We start from the raw sequence: 19322 nt of genomic DNA, 5'->3' as shown, positions 1-19322 counted from the left end.
TATTTTTTGATGAGAAATGGTACATTAGCCAAAAATCCTAATTCATTTATGCTAGAGCAAAATCAATACAACGAAGATAATATTCGTTCACTCGATTGGAAGGAACATATTCGTATGCGTCCGGGTATGTACATCGGGAAATTAGGGGACGGATCATCACCGGATGATGGTATTTATATTCTTTTAAAAGAGGTTCTTGACAACTGTATCGATGAATTCGTTATGGGTGCCGGAAAAACTATTGAGGTAACAATAAAAGACAAAACAGTTTCTGTTCGTGATTACGGACGTGGAATTCCGTTGGGTAAAGTAGTCGATGTAGTTTCGAAAATGAACACCGGAGGAAAGTACGATTCTAAAGCTTTTCAGAAATCAGTTGGTCTTAACGGTGTCGGAACAAAAGCCGTAAATGCTTTGTCTGATTATTTCCGTGTAGAATCTGTTCGTGACGATAAACAAAAAGCTGCAGAATTCTCTGCAGGAAACCTGGTTCAGGAAGAAGATGTTATCGATACTACAAAACGTAAAGGAACAAAAGTCACTTTTACGCCAGACGAATCGATCTTTAAAAACTTTAAATTCCGTTTAGAATATGTTATTAAAATGGTCAAAAACTATTGTTACCTAAACAATGGATTGACGATTATTTTTAATGGCGAAAAATACATTTCAGAAAATGGTCTTCGTGATTTATTAGAAGAAACCATTAATGAAGAAGATTTAGAATATCCGATTATTCATTTGAAAGATCACGATATCGAAATCGCCCTAACGCACAGTAAAACACAATACAGCGAAGAATATCACTCTTTTGTAAACGGTCAGAACACCACGCAGGGAGGAACGCACTTAGCGGCTTACAGAGAAGCAATTGTAAAAACCATTCGTGAGTTTTACAATAAAAACTTTGAAGCATCAGACGTTCGTAAATCCATTGTAAGTGCGATTAGTATTAAAGTAATGGAACCGGTTTTTGAGTCTCAGACCAAAACCAAATTAGGTTCTACAGATATGGGTTCTGATGATGGAACACCGGCAGTTTCTGTTCGTACTTTTGTAAATGATTTTGTTAAAACTAAACTTGATAATTATTTACACAAAAATACACAGACAGCAGAAGCCTTATTGCGTAAAATCCTTCAGGCAGAACGCGAGCGTAAAGAGTTATCAGGAATTAGAAAACTGGCCACAGACCGTGCTAAAAAAGCCAATCTTCATAATAAAAAATTAAGAGATTGCCGCGCGCATCTTCCAGATACCAAAAACCCAAGAAATTTAGAAAGTACACTTTTTATTACTGAGGGAGATTCGGCTTCGGGATCAATTACAAAGTCGCGCGACGTAAATACGCAAGCCGTTTTTAGTTTACGTGGTAAGCCTTTGAATTCATACGGAATGAGTAAAAAAATCGTGTATGAAAACGAAGAATTCAATTTACTTCAAGCCGCATTAGATATCGAAGACGGATTAGAGAAACTACGATACAATAACATCGTAATTGCAACCGATGCCGATGTCGACGGAATGCACATTCGTTTGTTGTTGATTACATTCTTTTTACAGTTTTTCCCAGAATTAATAAAAGAAGGACATTTGTATATTTTACAAACGCCACTTTTCAGAGTTCGAAACAAAAAAGAAACCATTTACTGTTATTCTGAAGAAGAAAGAAAAGACGCGATAGAAAAACTAAAACCAAAACCGGAAATCACCCGATTTAAAGGTTTAGGAGAGATTTCGCCAGACGAGTTCAAAAACTTTATTGGAGATACCATTCGCCTTGATCCAATTATGATGGATAAAAATACGTCGATAGAGCAATTATTATCTTTCTATATGGGAAAAAATACGCCGGACAGACAAGAGTTTATTATCAAGAATCTGAAGGTAGAAATTGATGAACTTGAAGAAGCTTAGAAAATATGAATAAGAAAACATTGATTTACATGATAATTGCGTTCATTTTGAGTTTTGCTCTTACTTTTTTTATAATTAAAAGTTTAAAAAAGAAAGACAATCAGAATGCAATTGAAAATAGTAAGGTTAAATAAATAATTTCGGAATCAAAATAAATGAAAGACGAAGAAGACGATAACATAATTCCAAACGAAGACGAAAATAATTACGATGAAAATCAGAATGATGAAAATCAAGACGATGATTCAGACGAAATTATTGATGTAGATGCTAAGCAATTTGAAGGACAGCATTTTTACGAAAATCAGGAAGAAGAAGGAGAAGACGTTATTACGAAAGTAACCGGAATGTACAAAGACTGGTTTTTGGACTATGCTTCGTACGTAATTCTAGAGCGTGCTGTTCCTGCTATCGAAGACGGTTTTAAACCTGTACAGCGTCGTATTATGCACTCGCTTAAAGAGTTGGATGACGGTCGTTATAATAAAGTTGCCAATGTAGTTGGCCACACCATGCAGTATCACCCACACGGAGATGCGAGTATTGGTGATGCAATGGTGCAAATTGGCCAAAAAGATTTATTGATTGACTGCCAGGGAAACTGGGGAAATATACTAACAGGCGACGGTGCGGCGGCTTCGCGTTATATCGAGGCGCGTTTATCTAAGTTTGCTTTAGAGGTTTTGTATTCTCCAAAAATTACCGATTGGGGTGTTTCATACGATGGTCGTCGTGCAGAACCAAATAATCTACCGGTAAAATTTCCGTTGCTTTTGGCACAAGGAGCAGAAGGTATTGCGGTTGGACTTTCGACGAAAGTTTTGCCTCATAACTTCAACGAATTAATCGATGCTTCGATTAAAATATTAAAAGGAAAACCATTTACGCTTTACCCGGATTTTATGACGCAGGGTATTGCAGATGTATCCAACTATAATGATGGATTGCGTGGCGGACGTGTGCGCGTGCGTGCTAAAATTGCCCAATTAGACAAAAATACTCTGGTAATTACGCAGATCCCGTTCTCGACCAATACAACAACTTTGATTGATAGTATTTTGAAAGCCAATGATAAAGGTAAAATCAAAATCAAGAAAATTGAAGACAATACGGCGGCAGACGTTGAGATTTTAATTCATCTTTTCCCAGGCGTTTCTCCAGACAAAACAATTGATGCTTTGTTTGCTTTTACAGCCTGCGAAACTTCTGTAGCGCCTTTAGGTTGTGTTATCGAAGACAATAAGCCGTTATTTATCGGAGTTTCTCATATGTTGAAAATTTCGACAGAAAGAACCGTTGATTTATTGCGTCAGGAATTAGAAATTCAATTAGAAGAATTAAAAAATAAATGGCATTTTTCTACTTTAGAAAAAATCTTCATTCGTGAAGAAATGTACATTGACTTTAAATTATACGGAGACAGAGAATCATTGTACAAATACTTGTACGATCGATTTGAGCCTTTCAAAAAATTATTCGTTAGAGAAATAAACGATGATGATTTGCAAAGATTAACGCAGATTCCGATGATTCGTATTACGCGTTTCGACTCTGATAAAGCCGATGATTTGATCGCAAGGTTAGAAGACGAAATGAAAGAAGTAGAGCATCATTTAGAGCATCTAGTTGATTTTGCCATTGCTTATTTCACCAAACTAAAAGAGAAATACGGAAAAGGTCGCGAACGCCAAACTGAACTTCGTGTTTTTGATAATGTTGAGGCTACAAAAGTGGTTTTAAGAAACACAAAACTGTATGTAAATAGAGAAGAAGGTTTCGTAGGAACAAGTTTGAAAAAAGACGAATACGTAGCCGATTGTTCGGATATTGATGATGTAATTGTGTTTTTACGAGATGGTAAAATGATGATTACAAAAGTCGATGCCAAAACGTTTGTGGGTAAAGATATCATTCATATTGCCGTTTTTGACAAAAGCGATAAACGCACGATTTACAATATGATTTATCGTGACGGAAAGTCGGGTCCGTCTTATATTAAACGTTTCAACGTTACGGGAGTTACAAGAGATAAACCTTATGATTTGACAAACGGAACAAACGGTTCGCAAGTTGTATATTTTTCTCATAATCCAAACGGAGAAGCTGAGGTAGTTACTATTTTACTTCGCCAGATAGGAACGATTAAGAAATTGAAATTCGATATAGATTTTGCTGCTTTGGCTATTAAAGGCCGAGCTTCAAAAGGAAATTTAGTAACTAAATATCCGATCAAGAAAATCGAATTAAAAGAGAAAGGAATTTCGACCTTACTTCCAAGAAAAGTTTGGTTTGATGATACGGTAAAACGTCTAAATGTTGATGCAAGAGGTGAATTATTGGGAGAATTTAAGCCAAGTGATAAAATATTAGTAATCAGCCAATCTGGTAAATTGAAGGTTATTATTCCTGAATTGTCAACGCACTTTGATGAAGATATGATTGTTCTGGAAAAATGGAAACCGAAAAAACCAATTTCGGCTATTTATTACGACGGAGAAAAAGAACGTTATTTCTTAAAACGTTTTCTTGTGGAAAGTGAAGGAAAAGAAGAAAGTTTCATTACAGATCATCCAAATTCGCAATTAGAAATCGTTTCGACAGATTATCGTCCGATGGCGCAATTGGTTTTTGCGAAAGTGAAAGGAGTTCAGAAAGAAGATTTACATATTGATGTTGAAGATTTTATTGCTGTAAAAGGTTTTAAAGCTTTAGGAAATCAATTAACAGCTGATAAATTAAGACAGGTAAATTTATTAGAACCACTGCCTTTTGAAGAACCAATAGAGGAAATTCCAGAAAAACCAGAATTACCAGAAGAAGATTCTGTTGGAACAGAACTTGATGATGACGGTCAAATAGGTTTGGTTTTAGATTAAAATAAACAAAAAACGCTGAGAATTTCTCAGCGTTTTTTTTATGCGGTTAATTAATATTAACTTAAATAGTAACTCCCAAAATATTTTCTTTTATCCATTTTACTTCTCCGTTTTCGATAGCAACAATTATTTTATCACCATCACTTACTTCTCCGGAAATGATTTTTTTAGCCAACGGTCTTCTCAAATGGCTTTTTATAATACTTTTTATGGGTCTTGCACCATATTTATTATTAAACCCATTTTCAGCAAGAAAACGTTTGGCTTCAAGCGGAATTTCAACAGTAATATTCATCGTTTTTAGTAAATCTAAAAACTCTTTTTTAAGATGAATTTCAAATATTTTTAGTGCATTTTCTTTACTGATAGGAGCAAACGGAATAATTTCGGTCAGACGTCCTAAAAACTCAGGTCTAAAATAATTAGCCATAATTTCCATTAAAGAACTTGGTGTCGGAATTTGATTTTGATTGAAAGTTTCTACAATATGATCTGCTCCAATATTTGATGTAAAAAGAATGATAGCATTAGAAAAATCACCTTCTTTTCCTAATCGATCATGCAGTTTTCCTTCATCCATAATTTGAAGAAAAACATCATAAACAGAAGTATGTGCTTTCTCAATTTCATCAAATAAAACTATGGAATATGGTTTTTGTCTGATTTTATTCACTAGCAAGCCGCCTTCTTCATAACCCACATATCCCGGAGGCGCACCATACAACAGCGCGGCAGAATGTTCTTCCTTAAACTCGGACATATCAAAACGGATGATGGCATTTTCATCATCAAAAAGAAATTCTGCCAGACTTTTTGCAAGCTCCGTTTTTCCAGTTCCAGTTGGTCCTAGAAAGAAGAAAGAAGCAATGGGTTGTCCGGCTTTGCTTAATCCGGAGCGCGATTCTAAAATCGAACCTGCAATAGTTGCAATACAGTGATCTTGACCGATAACGCGCTGAGCTAAAACTTGTTCAATAGAGTTGAGTTTCTGTTTTTCTTCTGCTTTTAATTTTCCTGCAGGAATTCCGGTGAAATGAACCAATTACTCGCTTCGGTAGAGCAACAGGCCAAAGAAACTAATTTCACTAAAAACAATGATCCCTATTTAATGATTCGACCAAAAAATGCGGAATCTGCAAATAAATCATTTGGAATAAATTATTGGTCAACTTGCGCCGAAGAAGGAAATGATATAAAAGCTGGAACAATTTTAGGATCTTCAGACGATATGTTTTTTGTAAGCGGGCAGATAACTTTAATGACGAATACTGTAGGCGGTACAAACAAGCAAAATAATAGAGACCGAATTCTGGCGTATCGCAACGCTTTGTTGACACACGGAAGAATTGTAACCGCAGCCGATATAAAAGCATTGAGTTTTAATCATTTTAAAAATACAATTTCTGATGTCAGAATTGAAAAAGGAACGCGAAAAGAAATTTCTTTAAAGGCCGGATTCAGTAGAACGGTTGATATTTTTATAAAAGCAAATTCGGTAGAAAAAGAAAAATTATCTACAACGGAGTGGGATTATTTGTGCGAGAGCTTTATGAAACACTTAAAAAGCAGATCGTCAAATGTATTTCCGTATCGTTTGTTTATAGAAAACTAAGAATAAAAAACGCTGAGAAATTCTCAGCGTTTTTGTTTGTAATAATATAGTTTGGTTTTATTGGTATCTTTTATCCGTTAGGGTTTTCATGAAGACAACTAATGCTTTTTCTTCTTTTACATTCAATTTTAATTCATCAAAAGGAAGCGTTTGATTGTCTACGGCATATCCTAAACCTTTTCCACCGCCTTTGTTATAAAAAGCTACAACTTCTTCTAAGGTTTTATAAACACCATTGTGCATATATGGTGCTGTTATAGCAGCATTTCTCAATGTTGGCGTTTTGAAAGCTCCAACCAACTGAGGCATTTGATTATATAAATAGCGTCCGGTATCTGGACTTAAGGATTTTCCGGAAATATCTTTTGGAATTCCTATCACCTCATGTTCTGTTTTAGAATAACTTGGCGGAACAGTTCCGTTAAAGAGAGGAGTAAAGTGACAGGTTGCACATTTTGCTTTTCCCATAAAAAGATTCATTCCTTCAATTTCCTGATTTGTCAGGTTATTTTGTTGTCCTCGCATATAAAGATCAAACTTCGAATCAAAAGAATTTAAAGATCGTACATAACTGGCAATCGCATTCTGAATTTGCCATGCTTCTGGCTTTGCTGTTTTTGGATAGGCTTTTTTGAAAAGCTTGATATATCCATCATCCAATAAAATCTGAGCATGAATATCTTGTAATGAACCATGCATTTCGTCTTTATTCTGAATCACATCCATACTTTGTTTTTCTAAATCTAACTGTCGCATATCCCAAAATTGGGCGTTTTGTAGCGAAGCATAGGTTAGGGTAGGCGTGTTTCTCATTAGATTACTGCCATTTAGCGAAACATTTGTTTTTAATCCATCTGTAAACGCTTTTTCCGGATGATGGCAGGTTGCACAACTTCTGTCTTTGTTTTTAGAAAGTTTTTGGTCATAAAATAATTTTTCGCCCAAAACAGCTTTATCGCCTGTATAGTTATAATCCTCAGAAAGAACAAAACCATTAACATCAAATGCATCTTTGTCAAACAACGTTACTGCTGTTGGTTTTAGCGGGCTGCTTTTTTTAATGTTTTTTATCTTCTCTTCTTTCTGGAAAGCTTTTAATTTTTTAGAAATCGGATTGAGATATTCTGTTATAAAAACGGCCCTGTTAAAGTTGTTGAAATTAGTATTGGCCCAACAATATTCCTGTGCTTTTTGAGTCAGCTTTTTTAATTCTGCAAGTGTTTTGCTGTTGGCATTAATTTTTTCAAGATAACTAGAAATGCTAATTAAACTTGCGCCCGCTTCTGGAATTGAAGATTGTAAAATTGGACTGTCAAAACCGGTAATTCCCAAAGCAATTACTCTAAAAACATTTTGCTGAATTCCGTCTAAAACATGATCATTACTTATTGTAATAACCTCAAAAGTATTTTTTACCTGTTTTATATTCGAAGCAAATATTTTAATTTCCCGCACTAAATCTTCTTTACTTTCAATAGTATACTCAGGGTAAATAAGTTCTTCTATAACCTGAAAACCATGCGGTTCAAAAGATCTGTTTTCTTCCAGTTCCATTTCATCCAATGCCGGCCCATTCATAAATCTGGCCGTTTCGGGAATGAAATATTCAACAGCCCATTCTACTTTTTTATAAGCCAGACGGGATTTTTTAAACTGTTCTACAATTTCTTTTTGTGATTTGTTGGCATTCACAATTTTTTGAAATTGTACAATTTCATTGTTTAATTTATTTAAATCAATAAACAGATCTTGTTTTACGGTAGCTTTTGTAACTTGATTTTCTTTGCAGGAAAATAACAAACAAAGAAGTAAAAAAAGAGAAATAAAGTGTTTCAATTTCATCATAGTATTAAAAAGAAAAACAACCCTTATTAAGAAAAATAAGGGTCGTGAATTAGTAAGACTTGTAATAATTATTTCTCTACGTTTCTAATAATAACAGTTTGTCCACCTTCTTTGTTAGTGCTTGTACCAGAACCATCTGCATTTTTAAATGCGTCTAACTGCCAGGTATGAGGGTGAATGTTTACTGTAAAAGTATTTGGAACACCGATTAAATCTGAAATGTCATTCATAGCACCAAACTCCCAGCTTCCTAATTTTGTTTCGCCAACTTGGTTGTATAAAGCGTTCCAGGCAGCATCAGTTCTTTTGTGATTCATATTTAACCACGGTTTATTTTGTTTTGATGCGATATTATACTGCCAGATGTAAGAATCGTGTTTTGCATCGGCATAATAACTATCACCATCTTCCTGAATGTAAACATAGTTTTCTGTAACACATAAGTTATCAGGATTTATAATTCCTGTTCCCGGTGTACTGTCACCTTCTACAGCCAATTCTAAAGTCCCTTTTAAAGGATCTGTTGCATCCATTTTCAATTTATAAACTCTTCCCCACATTGTATATCCGTCAACTGGAGCATTTGCTGTAGCCTGTCCCGTTGCAGTAAAGTAAACTTCTCTGTTGTTGCTTGCGCTTCCTTTTCTGTAATCAACATCTTCAACTCTAGAAAAACGAATAGCTCCAGCAGCATTTACTGTCGTATTAATTTCTGCACCAGTAAGGTTTTTAGCGTTCGGAATCTCAACGAAAGAAACTGGATATGAATTGTTTAACTTAATTGTAGTTTCTACCTGATTTCCATCAGTTCTTTTTAAAGCATATAATTTTCCGTTTGATAAATCTCCAACAGTATTGCTCATGTACATAATCAACTGTCCTGCACTTACGTGAGACGTTGCATAAGATTGATCTTCACCAATAAGAATAATTGTTTTTCCTGGATAAGCTTCTTTTGGCAACGGCACTGCGTTTTCCATACTCGCTTTTCCTAAAGCTGGTAAAACTCTATCCATTCTGCTTTTGTCTGTAGATAATCCTAACGGATTAATTCCGTGTACCATACTTTCCTGACCACTTTCTCCGGCAGTTAAAAAAATAGGACCAAATCCGTGAATTTCTGGAGTTGCCAAAGTTGCAGAACACAAACGAGTCATACCACCAACTGCATCTACAAGATAATCTCCTTTTACAGGTTTGAAGGTTTTGTCTAAATAAACTCTAGAAACAGATTGTATTATTTCGTGATTTGTAATCATGATATAACCTTCTCCGTTTGGATTTTTCATAAGTCCGGCTCCATCTGGCTGTGCTCCATAAACAAATGTTGGTGACTGTGGTAAAACATCTGCACTACTGATCAACGTACTGATTTTAAGATTTTCAAAACCACTCATTGCATATACAAATGGAGGTACTTTAGAATTTGATGTAAAATCGATCTCAGCGTTTACAGTGTTCGAATCTTTATTGTCATCATTTTGACAACCAATTACAGAAAGACCTGTAATTCCTAGAATTGCTACGGATTTTAAAAAATTAATTTTCATAATGCTTTGCTTTTTATTTTTAAACAAAGCTATTATTCAATAACGAAATCGATGTTATGCTAATTTTTTATAATTGCTAACAAATAATAAGGGATGTATTACTAAAATGTAAATATTAGGTATTAAATGTAAATTTTAGCTTCATAAATAAAACTTAAAAAATAATCTTGGCTTTATTTAAAAAGGTGGTTTAGATTAATAATTTTCTTTTCTTTTAGTTTTTTTACAATTTTTAGAAATGCAATAGCAGTAATATAAGCGTCCCCTAAAGCCGTATGTCTGTCTTTTTTAGAAATATCAAATTTGTCTGCAAGATCGTCAAGTGTGTAATGATCTTTGCGTTCAAACAAATGCGATTTAATTAAAGTATTTTTATATAAAATAGCAGTGTCCAATCTTTTGTTAGACAATTCCGCAAGTCCATTTCTTTCTAAGGCTTTATTAATCATCGTGACATCAAAAACAGTATGATGCGCTATAATTATCGAGTCTCCTAAAAAAGCTAGAAACTGTTGCAAAGCCTCTAATTCACTCGGACGCTGAATGACAAAGGCTTTTAAAATACCATGAATCTGTGCGGTAGATTTATCATAATGATCCTGCTCAATATAAAGTTCAAAACTATCCTGAATATTGATACTTCCGTTTTGTAAAACTAAAGCGCCAATGCACAAAATACGATCATTTTCGTAATCAAAACCTGTAGTTTCGGTATCTAAAACCACAAAACGGGTTTCTTCGATCGTAATATGTTCATCGAATAAATTTTCTTCTTTTTTCCAGAAATTAAATAAACTCATATCTAAACGATGTTTGAAATATTAAATCGAACGCTAATTAATTCCTGAAGTTCTTTTATAGTTTTAAAAGTACGTTTTAGCTTTATTTTTTCCATTTTAGATAAAGTTTCCAGTGCAATAAATTGACCAGAATCATGGTGCAGAAGACCTTGTTTGGTTCTGAATTTTAATAAAGCTCTAAACGAATACGAACAAGACAAATACAATTCACGGTTGTTAGGTTCAAGCTCCGCTAATTTTTCAAAACGTTCAGACGTATTGCTGATCGATTTTACAGAATGTGACAAAATCAAAACTCTTGCAGCGTCTGTAAGAGGCATTAAAGCTCTTCTTTTAATGTCAAAATTATCTTTGTTGGCACCATCTTGTTCTACCAAAAATTGCCTGAAAAAACCTGTAGGAGAAGGACTTTGCAATGCACCACTTACCAAATGCACATAAAAAATAGGATTCGCTTTTACGGTTTCAAAAATATAATCCGAAAGTTGATTTGTAATGAAAGAGTCACCATACGTTAAGCTGTAATCGAAAAATATGAAAGAAAGCAAAACTTCATTTTTCCCCGGATTTGTAATCCAATGATGCACTTGATTTTTCCATTCATCCAGGCTCATACACCATTTTGGGTTCGATGCCATCATTTCGGCAGGGCAGTAATCGTAACCAATTTCAAAAAGACCTTTGTTAACGAGCGCTGCAAATTTCAAGAAATAAATTCTGGTTTCATCCTTAAAAACATCCGAAACATTTTCATAAACAATCGCATTATCCTGATCTGTATGCAGCATTTGTTCGCTTCGGCCTTGACTTCCAAGCGCCAGCCACGCAAATTTTACCGGTGGCGGACTGCTCATTTTTTCAATAGACATTTCGATAACGCGAGTTGTACAAGCTTCGTTCAGTTCTGTAATAATTTTAGCAATCAGGCTCATCGGAATATTTTGATCTAAATATCCTTGAAGCAGCTGCATAATTCGGTTACGAATCGGTTTAATTTCTTTTATTTTTTTAACTCTTTTCAGTGCTTTTATCAGTACCGCGGGATTATTTCCCAACGCCACCATAACATCGTGTTTCGATAAAATCCCAACCGCTTTCGTATTTGTAGTTCCATCTTTCGTTAGACATAAATAGCTGATATTGCTTTTCATCATTGCCATTTGTGCCTCTGTAACCGTCATTTTTTTAGGATACGTAATTACAGGTTTTGTCATGATAGTTTCTGCCGTTGTCAGAATTGAATAATCGCCCGTAACAATCTTATTACGAAGATCTTTATCGGTAATAATGCCAATTGGCAGCATTTCATCCACAATCAATATTGCGCCGACTTTTTTCTTCGTCATGATTTTGGCAATATCTCTGGCTGTTGTCGACGGACTGCAGGTTACAATTTTCTTTGAATATTTAATAGGTTGTAAATCAAAAGAATGCGTTTCGGAATGCATTGAATCATGCTCAAGATCATCGCCGTAAAGTTTGTCTTTATGAATATCAGAATACGGATTTCGAGTGTTAGAAGCATAACTTTCAATCAGGAAATTACCAACAGTTCTGTTTTCGAGCGCATAAGGTTTAAAAACCGCAATAGGAATGGCATAAAGAATGCTTTCTTCGTGCGCTACAGCTTCCATAATATAGTTTTCCTGCGCCAAAAGCGGACGCAGACCAAAAATATCGCCTTCGTCACACATGTCCAAAACAGTATTTTTAGCACTTTTCTTTAAAGCCACAGCACCTTTATGAACTACATAAAAAGAGTCATGAGTTTTGTCATTTTCGGCAAAAATAACAGCGTCTTTATCTTTATAAACAATAGAAATCTGTTCTGATAGTTTTTCAAGATCTCCTTGATGCAAAAAACTAAAAGGCGGATAACTCTTCAAAAAGTCGGCAACTCTATGCGAAATGGTATTTTTCATTTGGTTAGATTAGGCTTCTAAAATACTATTAAAAAAAGAAATGTAAAAGAAACACATGACAATAATTTGCGACAAAGGCACAAAGACACTAAGCATTTAATTTCTTTGCGTCTTTGTGCCTTTGTGGCAGTAAAAGCTTAAACTTTTAGTATACTTTGTAAACCGTTCCGCGTTGTTTTTCGTCAGAACCCACCATTCCAAATTCAAAAGTATAAGAATCTTTTTTTGTGTTTAAGATCTTCATGCTGATGGCTTTTTCTTCGGCCATATTTTTTGGATGTTTTTTCTGCAGAATGTATTCGCAGTCGCTTACCCAGCGAACAGTCGAAGTATCGGTTTTTCCATCAAAAGTTTCGATTTCGATACCATCTTTACGTTCAAAAAAAGTAGTTTTTTTAACGCCGTTTACTTCAAATTCAAATTTAAATTTTCCGTTTTTAAAATCCTTGCAGTTATGTTCTGCATTATAACACGATACTAAGGCCAATAACGGAAGTAAGAATATAATTTTTTTCATATAAATTGTAAGTTGTATTTTAAGGAAAAAGATGCCACTCCCATCAGGGCTAGGACATTCGTTTTCAAAAGATCTTTTTAATTAAAGAATAAAAAGAAAATTACCAAAGTTAAAAAAGTCAGAAAAAGCAAATTTCGTTTTTTGTTTTTAAAACTCTGTTCTTCCGTTAAATTGGTTTGACAGAATTTAATTAAAATCCACCAGCATGTTCCGCCAAAATTCGCATAATAATTTATCATTTCAATCTCTTTAATTCATCGTCTGTAAAGTTCTTAATTTCTTTTTCCTTAGCAAACTTTTCGGCATTGTAATTTCCGGATTTATTCTTCGGAATCGACAAACTATCCCAATTACTTTTCTTTAATTGTTTGGCATAAAAAACAATCTGGCCAACATGATACGGATAATGTGCTAATTGCCTGTTTATCGCTTCGATAACCGTATGGCCTTCGTTTCTAATATAAATAATATCAGAAAGCTGTTCTGGTTTTAAGCTGTTTAAAGCATTCTCAAAACATTCCCAGCCTTTATTCCAAGCCAAAAGAACTTCTTCTTTAGATTGCCAATCATTTTCGAATTCAGCATCACGGTTTCTCCATTCCTTTTCGCCGTCAGAAGTTAGAAAATCAGTCCAGCGCGAGAGCATATTGCCCGAAATATGTTTTATAATTGTCGCAATACTGTTTCTATCTTCGTTAATAGAAACAAAAAGTTGTTCCGGCTCGAGTTGCGCTATGGCTTTTTCGCCCAACATTTTATAATATAAAAATTGCTTCTTAACACTTTCTAAATAAGATTCTGATACATTCATAATTATACAATTTTAATATCATATTTATCCAAAAGTCCCACAATTCCCTGAGTCGAAAATTGTGCTTTTCTCATTGGGTTAAATTCCGGATCAATTTTATAATTGTAAGCGGTTCTAAAATCGACGCTTGCCAATTGTGTATCATTAAAAATAGCGCCTTCTAAATTGCAATTGTCAAAAACCGAACTGGTTAAATTAACACCAATGAAAGTTACATCTCTTAAAGAAGAATTGATAAACTTTGTTTTAGGCATTTTTTTATTAGCAAATGAGGCATAATCTAAAGTTGTTTCTTCAAAATAAACCTGAAAAAGAAAATCATCACATTCGTTAAAAGCGATTCCTAAAAGTTTGCAGTTTTTAAAAGAAACATTTTTTAAACTCGTACCTGCCAGACTTGTCATAGACAAATTGCAGTCGATAAATTCGCAGTCTAAAAAAGAATTGTAAGCAAAATTGCTGTTAGAGAAATCACAGTTTTTAAAAACACAATCTTCAAACTCGCGATTGTTTATTTTTTTATCAATATAAATGACTTTCTCGAATGTTTTCTGAATGTGGATTATACCTTCCATGAATGTTTTTTAGGTTGTTGTGCATTATGTCGCACTCGAAGAATATAAATTATTGTAGGGAAGTAGTAGTCTAAATTATTTTCTTCCCCATTTTTTTGCAATCTCTCTAGCTTGATCTTCGCTATAAACATTTCCTTTTGAAATATCTTCTAAGGCATTATTTATATCTATATTATATACAGTGTTTGAATCAATAATTTCTTGATGTATCCAATTTATTTCTGCTTGTATATCCATGATAGAGAATTTTAGTAAAGATACAAATTAGTCATTAAACAAACCTTTCATAATCGTTTTCAATCCGTAGAAAATTAAAAACATAGAACTTAAACAAGCTACAATTCCAATACCTAAAACAAGATAATGCCAATTGTTTTGTTGATTTTGAAATGCATTGTAAATCAACGATGGGCCAAGAAACATCAATGGCAAAGCGCCAGTTAAGTATTTAATTCCTTTTCCTAATAATTGTTTATTTGTTGACATTTTTTGATTTTTTGTTTCAGGTTTTTTGTTGTTTCAAGTTTCAGGTTGTCATTGCGAGGAACGAAGCAATCGCACTAGCAATTGACTAAAGTGTTATTTTGTAACTGAGGTTGCTTCGTTCCTCGAAATGACAAACAGTATCTTATAAGTTATAATTATCAATAGCTTTTCTTACGCTGCCGTATTTCTGTAATAACTCCGAAGCTTCATCATAAGAAACAGGAATTTCTCCCATAATCATTTTCACACCGCGATCTACCAATTTAATATTACTCAATTGCATATCGACCATTTTGTTTCCTTTTACTTTTCCAAGTTGAATCATGGCTGCGGTAGAAATCATATTTAAAACTAATTTCTGCGCTGTTCCTGCTTTCATTCTTGAACTTCCGGTAACGAATTCTGGGCCTACAACAACTTCTATAGGAAATTGTGCTGTTAAAGCCAGCGGGCTTCCTGCGTTGCAGGTAATGCAACCTGTAAGGATATTTTTTTGATTGCAGGTTTCTAAACCTCCAATTACGTACGGAGTTGTTCCGGATGCTGCAATTCCGATTACGGCGTCATTTTCTCCAATATTATGTGCTTGTAAATCGATCCAGGCTTGTGTTGCGTTGTCTTCTGCATTTTCTACAGCGCGACGAATGGCTGTGTCACCGCCGGCAATGATTCCGTTTACTAAATCGAAAGGAACTCCGAAAGTTGGCGGACATTCTGAGGCATCTACAACACCTAAACGTCCTGATGTTCCGGCTCCGATATAAAATATTCTTCCACCCAATTTTAGCCTGTTTACTACTTGAGCAACAAGGGCTTCAATTTGTGGTATTGCTTTTTCTACAGCGTGTGGAACGGTTTTGTCTTCGTTATTGATATTGGTAAGCAGTTCGTGAACGGACATTGTTTCTAAATGTTCGTATTTTGATGCTTGTTCTGTGGTTTTTGTAAAGGTCATTGTTTTTTAAGGTTCAGAGTTGCAAAGCCTCAAAGTTACAAAGTTTTTTTAAGGTTCTAAGTTATAAAAAGCTCAAAGTTGCAAAGCTTTAAAGCTTCAGATTTTAAGGCTTTTAATAACGAATTTTGTTTGATTCTGAGTGTTTTTTGCGTGAGGGATAGGAGCAGACTACCGAAGTAGTGCGGATAGCCCGACCGTATCGTTGTAAAAGGGCGTATAAGCGTAAAGTAAGTTTGCCCTTTTATAATGATATGGTCACGCCCTGATTATAGAAAGAATGCCAATAAAATTCCGAGTACGATCATCGAAACTTTGGCAACATTAAATTTGTGTCCTTCGCTGCTTTCAAAGATTATTGTCGATGAAATATGGAATAAAATACCGATTACAATGGCTGTAATTTCGGTGTAATAATCGTTTAAAATGGGTAGAAAGTCTGATGCAACTGTGCCTAGCGGTGTCATGATGGCAAAGGTAATCATAAAAGCAAAAATGGCTTTTTTGTTTAGGTTTGCATTGATGAAAAATGTCGTTAGAATTACGGCTATCGGCAGATGATGAATGGCAATTCCGATGGCTAAATCGTGGTGATGGCTTACGGGAAATCCTTCTAGAAATGCATGAATACAGAGACTTATAAATAGTAACCACGGTATTTGCGACATTTGTGCGTGTCCGTGTACGTGTCCATGTTCTGCGCCTTTGGAGAAAAATTCCAGAATGATCTGGAATAAAATCCCGACCATTATAAATAAACCAATTTTATGATTATGAGTTTCGTAAACTTCTGGTAAAAGGTGCATTACGGTTAATGATAATAGAAACGAACCGCTGAATGCCAACAATAATTTTAAATTGGTTTTGTTTTGTGGTTTTAAAAATAAAGCCACAATATATCCTAAAAGTACAGAGAATAAGGGTAATAGATAATTCATCGTTTGGGTTTAATCGTTGATTATTTAAATATCATGATTAATCGTTCGCTTTCGGTTTTATGAAACTTTTTTAGTTTATAATCTCCAAAAATATCTAGCAGAAAAATACCGGCTTCATCCATTAAATCCTGAAAATCTTTTAAAGTTAAGGCTTTTACTTTTTCTGTAAAATGATAGGTATTGCCTTGATCTTCAAAATCTATTTCTTTGAAAATATGTCCGTCTGCAAGATATCTTTTGATTTTAAAATCGATTCCGTCAACGGTTTTTACTTCTTCCGGAACTAAGGTTTCGATTACGTTATTTACGTTCATAAAATCGATAACGGCAAAACCGTATTCTGATAAACTTTCTTTTACAGCTTTTAGGGTTGTAAGATTGTCTTCGTCGTTTTCGAAATAGCCAAAACTGGTGAATAAATTAAAGATAGCATCAAATTTTTCTTCAAAAGGTTCGCGCATATCGTGCACTTTAAAATGCAGGGTTTCGTTACTGTTTTTGCTGGCTTCGGCAATGCTGTTTTCTGATAAATCGGCGCCAAGAACATCAAATCCTAATTGGTTTAAATAAATAGAATGACGTCCTTTTCCGCAGGCCAAATCCAGCACTTTTGCTTTTTCTGGCAGGTTGAGATAATGCGTAAGATTATCCATGAAGATTTGTGCTTCGCGGTAATTTCTATCTTTATAAAGAATGTGATAATAAGGCGTATCAAACCATGAAGTGTACCAGTTTTGATTGTTTGGTTCGTTATTTGGATTTGACGGTTTATGCGATTCAGACATTTATTCTATTTCAATTAATTCAAAGTACCGCAAATTTAGTGTATTTTTGCCGAAAAATAACTATTTCGTAGCGATACCTCATGAATCGTTGTGTGCAGGGTAAAGTTTTTATTGCAGATTTACTTTTGGTTGAAATCTGTTTTAATTCAAATATAAAGATGGAAGAAAATTTTAGAATGATTGCCAAATGTTTTTTTGGCTTTGAAGAGATATTAGAGAATGAATTGCGTGCGCTTGGTGCTCAGGATGTGGAGAAAGGGGTAAGAATGGTGAGTTTTAAGGGTGATAAAGGTTTTATGTATAAAGCTAATTTATCGTTGCGTACTGCGCTTAAAGTCCTGAAACCTATTTATTCTTTTAGAGCTAATAATGAGCAGGCTTTGTATAAAGGCATTTCTGGTGTAAACTGGTCTAAACTTTTAAACTCAAATCAGACTTTTGTGATTGATGCTACGGTGCATTCTACTTATTTTAACCATTCTGAGTTTGTTTCTCAAAAGTGTAAAGATGCTATTGTAGATCAGTTTAGAGAGAGAACTGGGCAACGCCCAAGTATTGATAAAGCTTTTCCTGATTTACGTATTAATGTACATATTGATAAAGATCAAGTTTCTGTTGCTTTGGATACTTCTGGAAATTCACTGCATCAGCGTGGATACAGAACCGCTACTAATATTGCGCCTATAAATGAGGTTTTAGCAGCTGGTATTTTATTATTATCAGGTTGGGAAGGGCAGAGCCATTTCTTAGATCCAATGTGTGGTTCTGGAACTTTTTTGGCCGAAGCTGCAATGATTGCCTGCAATATTCCGGCAAATATAAACCGTAAGGAATTTGCTTTTGAAAAATGGAAAGACTGGGACAACGATTTGTTTGATCAGATTGTAAACAGTTTGATGAAAAAGACAAAAGAATTTCATTATACTATTAAAGGTTTTGATAAAGCGCCAAGTGCGGTAAATAAAGCTAAGGATAATATTAGAAATGCCAATTTAGAGGATTACGTTACGGTTTCTGAAAATAACTTTTTTGATTCTGAAAAAGCGGTTGAAGGAAAACTACACATGGTTTTTAACCCTCCTTATGATGAACGTTTGGATATTCATATGGAAGAGTTCTACAAAAATATTGGTGATACTTTAAAGAAAAGCTATCCGGGAACAAACGCATGGTTTATCACAGCAAATCTTGAAGCTTTGAAATTTGTGGGATTAAAACCTTCAAGAAAAATCAAACTTTTTAATGCAAGTTTAGAAGCGCGTTTGGTAAAATACGAAATGTACGAAGGAAGTAAGAGAACGAAGTTTCAAGTCTAAGTTACTAAGTTACTAAGATGCTAAGGTTCTGAGGTGCTAAGTTTCTGAATTTATAACTAAATAAGTATAAAGTTAATATTTAAAATAATTAAGGTCAAGTTTGCTAAATTATCAAGATTAAAATCTTAGAACCTTAGCATCTCATGACCTTAGAAGCTTAAAAAAAAATGACAAAACTACAATTACGAGGTTTTTTATATCAATTAGGATGCTTTGCGATATTATTTATCCTAGGCAGATATTTAGTTGCTAGATATACCGAATTAACGGGCCTTTGGGTTCCGATGACTGCTTTTATCGTGGCAACTTTGATTGCACCTAAATTTCAGGCTGTTAAAACCAAAGACGGCGAGAAGCTTTTTATGAAATGGATTTTTGTAAAAGGAATTAGGGAGATAGGTTCGTAAGAAGGCTCTGAGG

17 protein-coding genes and 1 pseudogene are annotated in these 19322 nt (G+C 34.4%); 5 read left to right on the top strand and 13 right to left on the bottom strand.

Features of this window, described 5'->3' with window-relative positions; all coding sequences use genetic code 11:
- The first annotated feature begins 48 nt into the window (after positions 1-48).
- On the top strand, positions 49-1917 hold the full coding sequence (locus EV144_RS05005; protein ID WP_134146712.1) for a DNA topoisomerase IV subunit B: 1869 nt from the start codon (positions 49-51) through the stop codon (positions 1915-1917).
- Positions 1918-2072: 155 nt separating this feature from the next.
- Positions 2073-4793, top strand: a complete 2721-nt coding sequence (locus EV144_RS05000) for a DNA gyrase/topoisomerase IV subunit A (protein ID WP_134146710.1) — start codon at positions 2073-2075, stop codon at positions 4791-4793.
- 61 nt (positions 4794-4854) lie between these two features.
- Here EV144_RS05000 and EV144_RS04995 read toward each other — a convergent pair.
- A pseudogene (locus tag EV144_RS04995) lies at positions 4855-5823 on the bottom strand (AAA family ATPase); the annotation flags it as partial.
- A gap of 3 nt (positions 5824-5826) precedes the next feature.
- On the opposite strand from EV144_RS04995, the gene EV144_RS04990 reads away from it, so the two are divergent.
- Positions 5827-6405, top strand: a complete 579-nt coding sequence (locus tag EV144_RS04990; protein WP_243854616.1) for a hypothetical protein — start codon at positions 5827-5829, stop codon at positions 6403-6405.
- Between the two features lie 57 nt (positions 6406-6462).
- Here the strand turns inward: EV144_RS04990 and EV144_RS04985 are convergent, their stop codons facing one another.
- The 12 genes from EV144_RS04985 to EV144_RS04935 form a co-directional block, all read right to left on the bottom strand.
- Positions 6463-8250 (bottom strand): cytochrome-c peroxidase, encoded by a 1788-nt coding sequence (locus tag EV144_RS04985; RefSeq protein WP_243854615.1) that lies wholly within the window; start codon positions 8248-8250, stop codon positions 6463-6465.
- A 68-nt stretch (positions 8251-8318) separates the two neighbouring features.
- Positions 8319-9800 carry an alkaline phosphatase PhoX gene (locus EV144_RS04980; protein WP_134146708.1) on the bottom strand — a complete coding sequence of 494 codons (1482 nt, stop codon included), beginning with the start codon at positions 9798-9800 and terminating at the stop codon, positions 8319-8321.
- A 173-nt stretch (positions 9801-9973) separates the two neighbouring features.
- Positions 9974-10600 carry a PolC-type DNA polymerase III gene (locus EV144_RS04975; protein ID WP_134146706.1) on the bottom strand — a complete coding sequence of 209 codons (627 nt, stop codon included), beginning with the start codon at positions 10598-10600 and terminating at the stop codon, positions 9974-9976.
- Between the two features lie 2 nt (positions 10601-10602).
- Entirely contained in the window at positions 10603-12522 is a 1920-nt protein-coding gene (locus EV144_RS04970; RefSeq protein ID WP_134146704.1) for a DUF294 nucleotidyltransferase-like domain-containing protein, read from the bottom strand.
- A gap of 145 nt (positions 12523-12667) precedes the next feature.
- On the bottom strand, positions 12668-13039 hold the full coding sequence (locus tag EV144_RS04965) for a DNA topoisomerase IV (protein ID WP_134146702.1): 372 nt from the start codon (positions 13037-13039) through the stop codon (positions 12668-12670).
- 235 nt (positions 13040-13274) lie between these two features.
- Positions 13275-13850 (bottom strand): DUF1572 family protein, encoded by a 576-nt coding sequence (locus tag EV144_RS04960; protein WP_134146699.1) that lies wholly within the window; start codon positions 13848-13850, stop codon positions 13275-13277.
- A gap of 2 nt (positions 13851-13852) precedes the next feature.
- Positions 13853-14425, bottom strand: coding sequence for a pentapeptide repeat-containing protein (locus EV144_RS04955; protein WP_134146697.1), 573 nt, complete (start codon positions 14423-14425; stop codon positions 13853-13855).
- A 75-nt stretch (positions 14426-14500) separates the two neighbouring features.
- On the bottom strand, positions 14501-14662 hold the full coding sequence (locus EV144_RS24090) for a hypothetical protein (protein ID WP_166670536.1): 162 nt from the start codon (positions 14660-14662) through the stop codon (positions 14501-14503).
- A 27-nt stretch (positions 14663-14689) separates the two neighbouring features.
- Positions 14690-14911 (bottom strand): DUF6095 family protein, encoded by a 222-nt coding sequence (locus EV144_RS04950; protein ID WP_134146695.1) that lies wholly within the window; start codon positions 14909-14911, stop codon positions 14690-14692.
- A 142-nt stretch (positions 14912-15053) separates the two neighbouring features.
- A complete protein-coding gene (murQ, locus tag EV144_RS04945) occupies positions 15054-15866 on the bottom strand; it encodes an N-acetylmuramic acid 6-phosphate etherase (RefSeq protein ID WP_134146693.1) in 813 nt (270 codons plus the stop codon).
- 266 nt (positions 15867-16132) lie between these two features.
- Positions 16133-16801, bottom strand: a complete 669-nt coding sequence (locus tag EV144_RS04940; RefSeq protein WP_134146691.1) for a ZIP family metal transporter — start codon at positions 16799-16801, stop codon at positions 16133-16135.
- 20 nt (positions 16802-16821) lie between these two features.
- Positions 16822-17586 carry a class I SAM-dependent methyltransferase gene (locus EV144_RS04935; protein ID WP_134146689.1) on the bottom strand — a complete coding sequence of 255 codons (765 nt, stop codon included), beginning with the start codon at positions 17584-17586 and terminating at the stop codon, positions 16822-16824.
- A gap of 158 nt (positions 17587-17744) precedes the next feature.
- On the opposite strand from EV144_RS04935, the gene EV144_RS04930 reads away from it, so the two are divergent.
- Both EV144_RS04930 and EV144_RS04925 read left to right on the top strand, forming a co-directional pair.
- Complete coding sequence (locus EV144_RS04930) at positions 17745-18902, top strand: class I SAM-dependent RNA methyltransferase (protein ID WP_134146687.1); 1158 nt, start codon at positions 17745-17747, stop codon at positions 18900-18902.
- A gap of 167 nt (positions 18903-19069) precedes the next feature.
- Complete coding sequence (locus EV144_RS04925; protein ID WP_134146685.1) at positions 19070-19309, top strand: hypothetical protein; 240 nt, start codon at positions 19070-19072, stop codon at positions 19307-19309.
- The last annotated feature ends 13 nt before the right edge of the window (positions 19310-19322 follow it).

Origin of the sequence: Flavobacterium sp. 270 (assembly GCF_004368785.1) — a bacterium.
Classification (GTDB): Bacteria; Bacteroidota; Bacteroidia; order Flavobacteriales; family Flavobacteriaceae; genus Flavobacterium.
Note: the sequence above shows the minus strand (reverse complement) of the source record. Positions and strands in the feature narration are given on the sequence as shown.

What these genes read in the sequence shown, in the direction of transcription:
- EV144_RS05000 (WP_134146710.1), top strand. Translation starts at nt 2,073, where the DNA reads ATGAAAGACGAAGAAGACGATAACATAATTCCAAACGAAGACGAAAAT.
- EV144_RS04935 (WP_134146689.1), bottom strand. Translation starts at nt 17,586, where the DNA reads ATGTCTGAATCGCATAAACCGTCAAATCCAAATAACGAACCAAACAAT.
- EV144_RS04990 (WP_243854616.1), top strand. Translation starts at nt 5,827, where the DNA reads ATGAACCAATTACTCGCTTCGGTAGAGCAACAGGCCAAAGAAACTAAT.
- EV144_RS04980 (WP_134146708.1), bottom strand. Translation starts at nt 9,800, where the DNA reads ATGAAAATTAATTTTTTAAAATCCGTAGCAATTCTAGGAATTACAGGT.
- EV144_RS24090 (WP_166670536.1), bottom strand. Translation starts at nt 14,662, where the DNA reads ATGGATATACAAGCAGAAATAAATTGGATACATCAAGAAATTATTGAT.
- murQ (WP_134146693.1), bottom strand. Translation starts at nt 15,866, where the DNA reads ATGACCTTTACAAAAACCACAGAACAAGCATCAAAATACGAACATTTA.
- EV144_RS04955 (WP_134146697.1), bottom strand. Translation starts at nt 14,425, where the DNA reads ATGGAAGGTATAATCCACATTCAGAAAACATTCGAGAAAGTCATTTAT.
- EV144_RS04975 (WP_134146706.1), bottom strand. Translation starts at nt 10,600, where the DNA reads ATGAGTTTATTTAATTTCTGGAAAAAAGAAGAAAATTTATTCGATGAA.
- EV144_RS04985 (WP_243854615.1), bottom strand. Translation starts at nt 8,250, where the DNA reads ATGATGAAATTGAAACACTTTATTTCTCTTTTTTTACTTCTTTGTTTG.
- EV144_RS04965 (WP_134146702.1), bottom strand. Translation starts at nt 13,039, where the DNA reads ATGAAAAAAATTATATTCTTACTTCCGTTATTGGCCTTAGTATCGTGT.
- EV144_RS04960 (WP_134146699.1), bottom strand. Translation starts at nt 13,850, where the DNA reads ATGAATGTATCAGAATCTTATTTAGAAAGTGTTAAGAAGCAATTTTTA.
- EV144_RS04930 (WP_134146687.1), top strand. Translation starts at nt 17,745, where the DNA reads ATGGAAGAAAATTTTAGAATGATTGCCAAATGTTTTTTTGGCTTTGAA.
- EV144_RS04950 (WP_134146695.1), bottom strand. Translation starts at nt 14,911, where the DNA reads ATGTCAACAAATAAACAATTATTAGGAAAAGGAATTAAATACTTAACT.
- EV144_RS05005 (WP_134146712.1), top strand. Translation starts at nt 49, where the DNA reads ATGCTAGAGCAAAATCAATACAACGAAGATAATATTCGTTCACTCGAT.
- EV144_RS04940 (WP_134146691.1), bottom strand. Translation starts at nt 16,801, where the DNA reads ATGAATTATCTATTACCCTTATTCTCTGTACTTTTAGGATATATTGTG.
- EV144_RS04970 (WP_134146704.1), bottom strand. Translation starts at nt 12,522, where the DNA reads ATGAAAAATACCATTTCGCATAGAGTTGCCGACTTTTTGAAGAGTTAT.
- EV144_RS04925 (WP_134146685.1), top strand. Translation starts at nt 19,070, where the DNA reads ATGACAAAACTACAATTACGAGGTTTTTTATATCAATTAGGATGCTTT.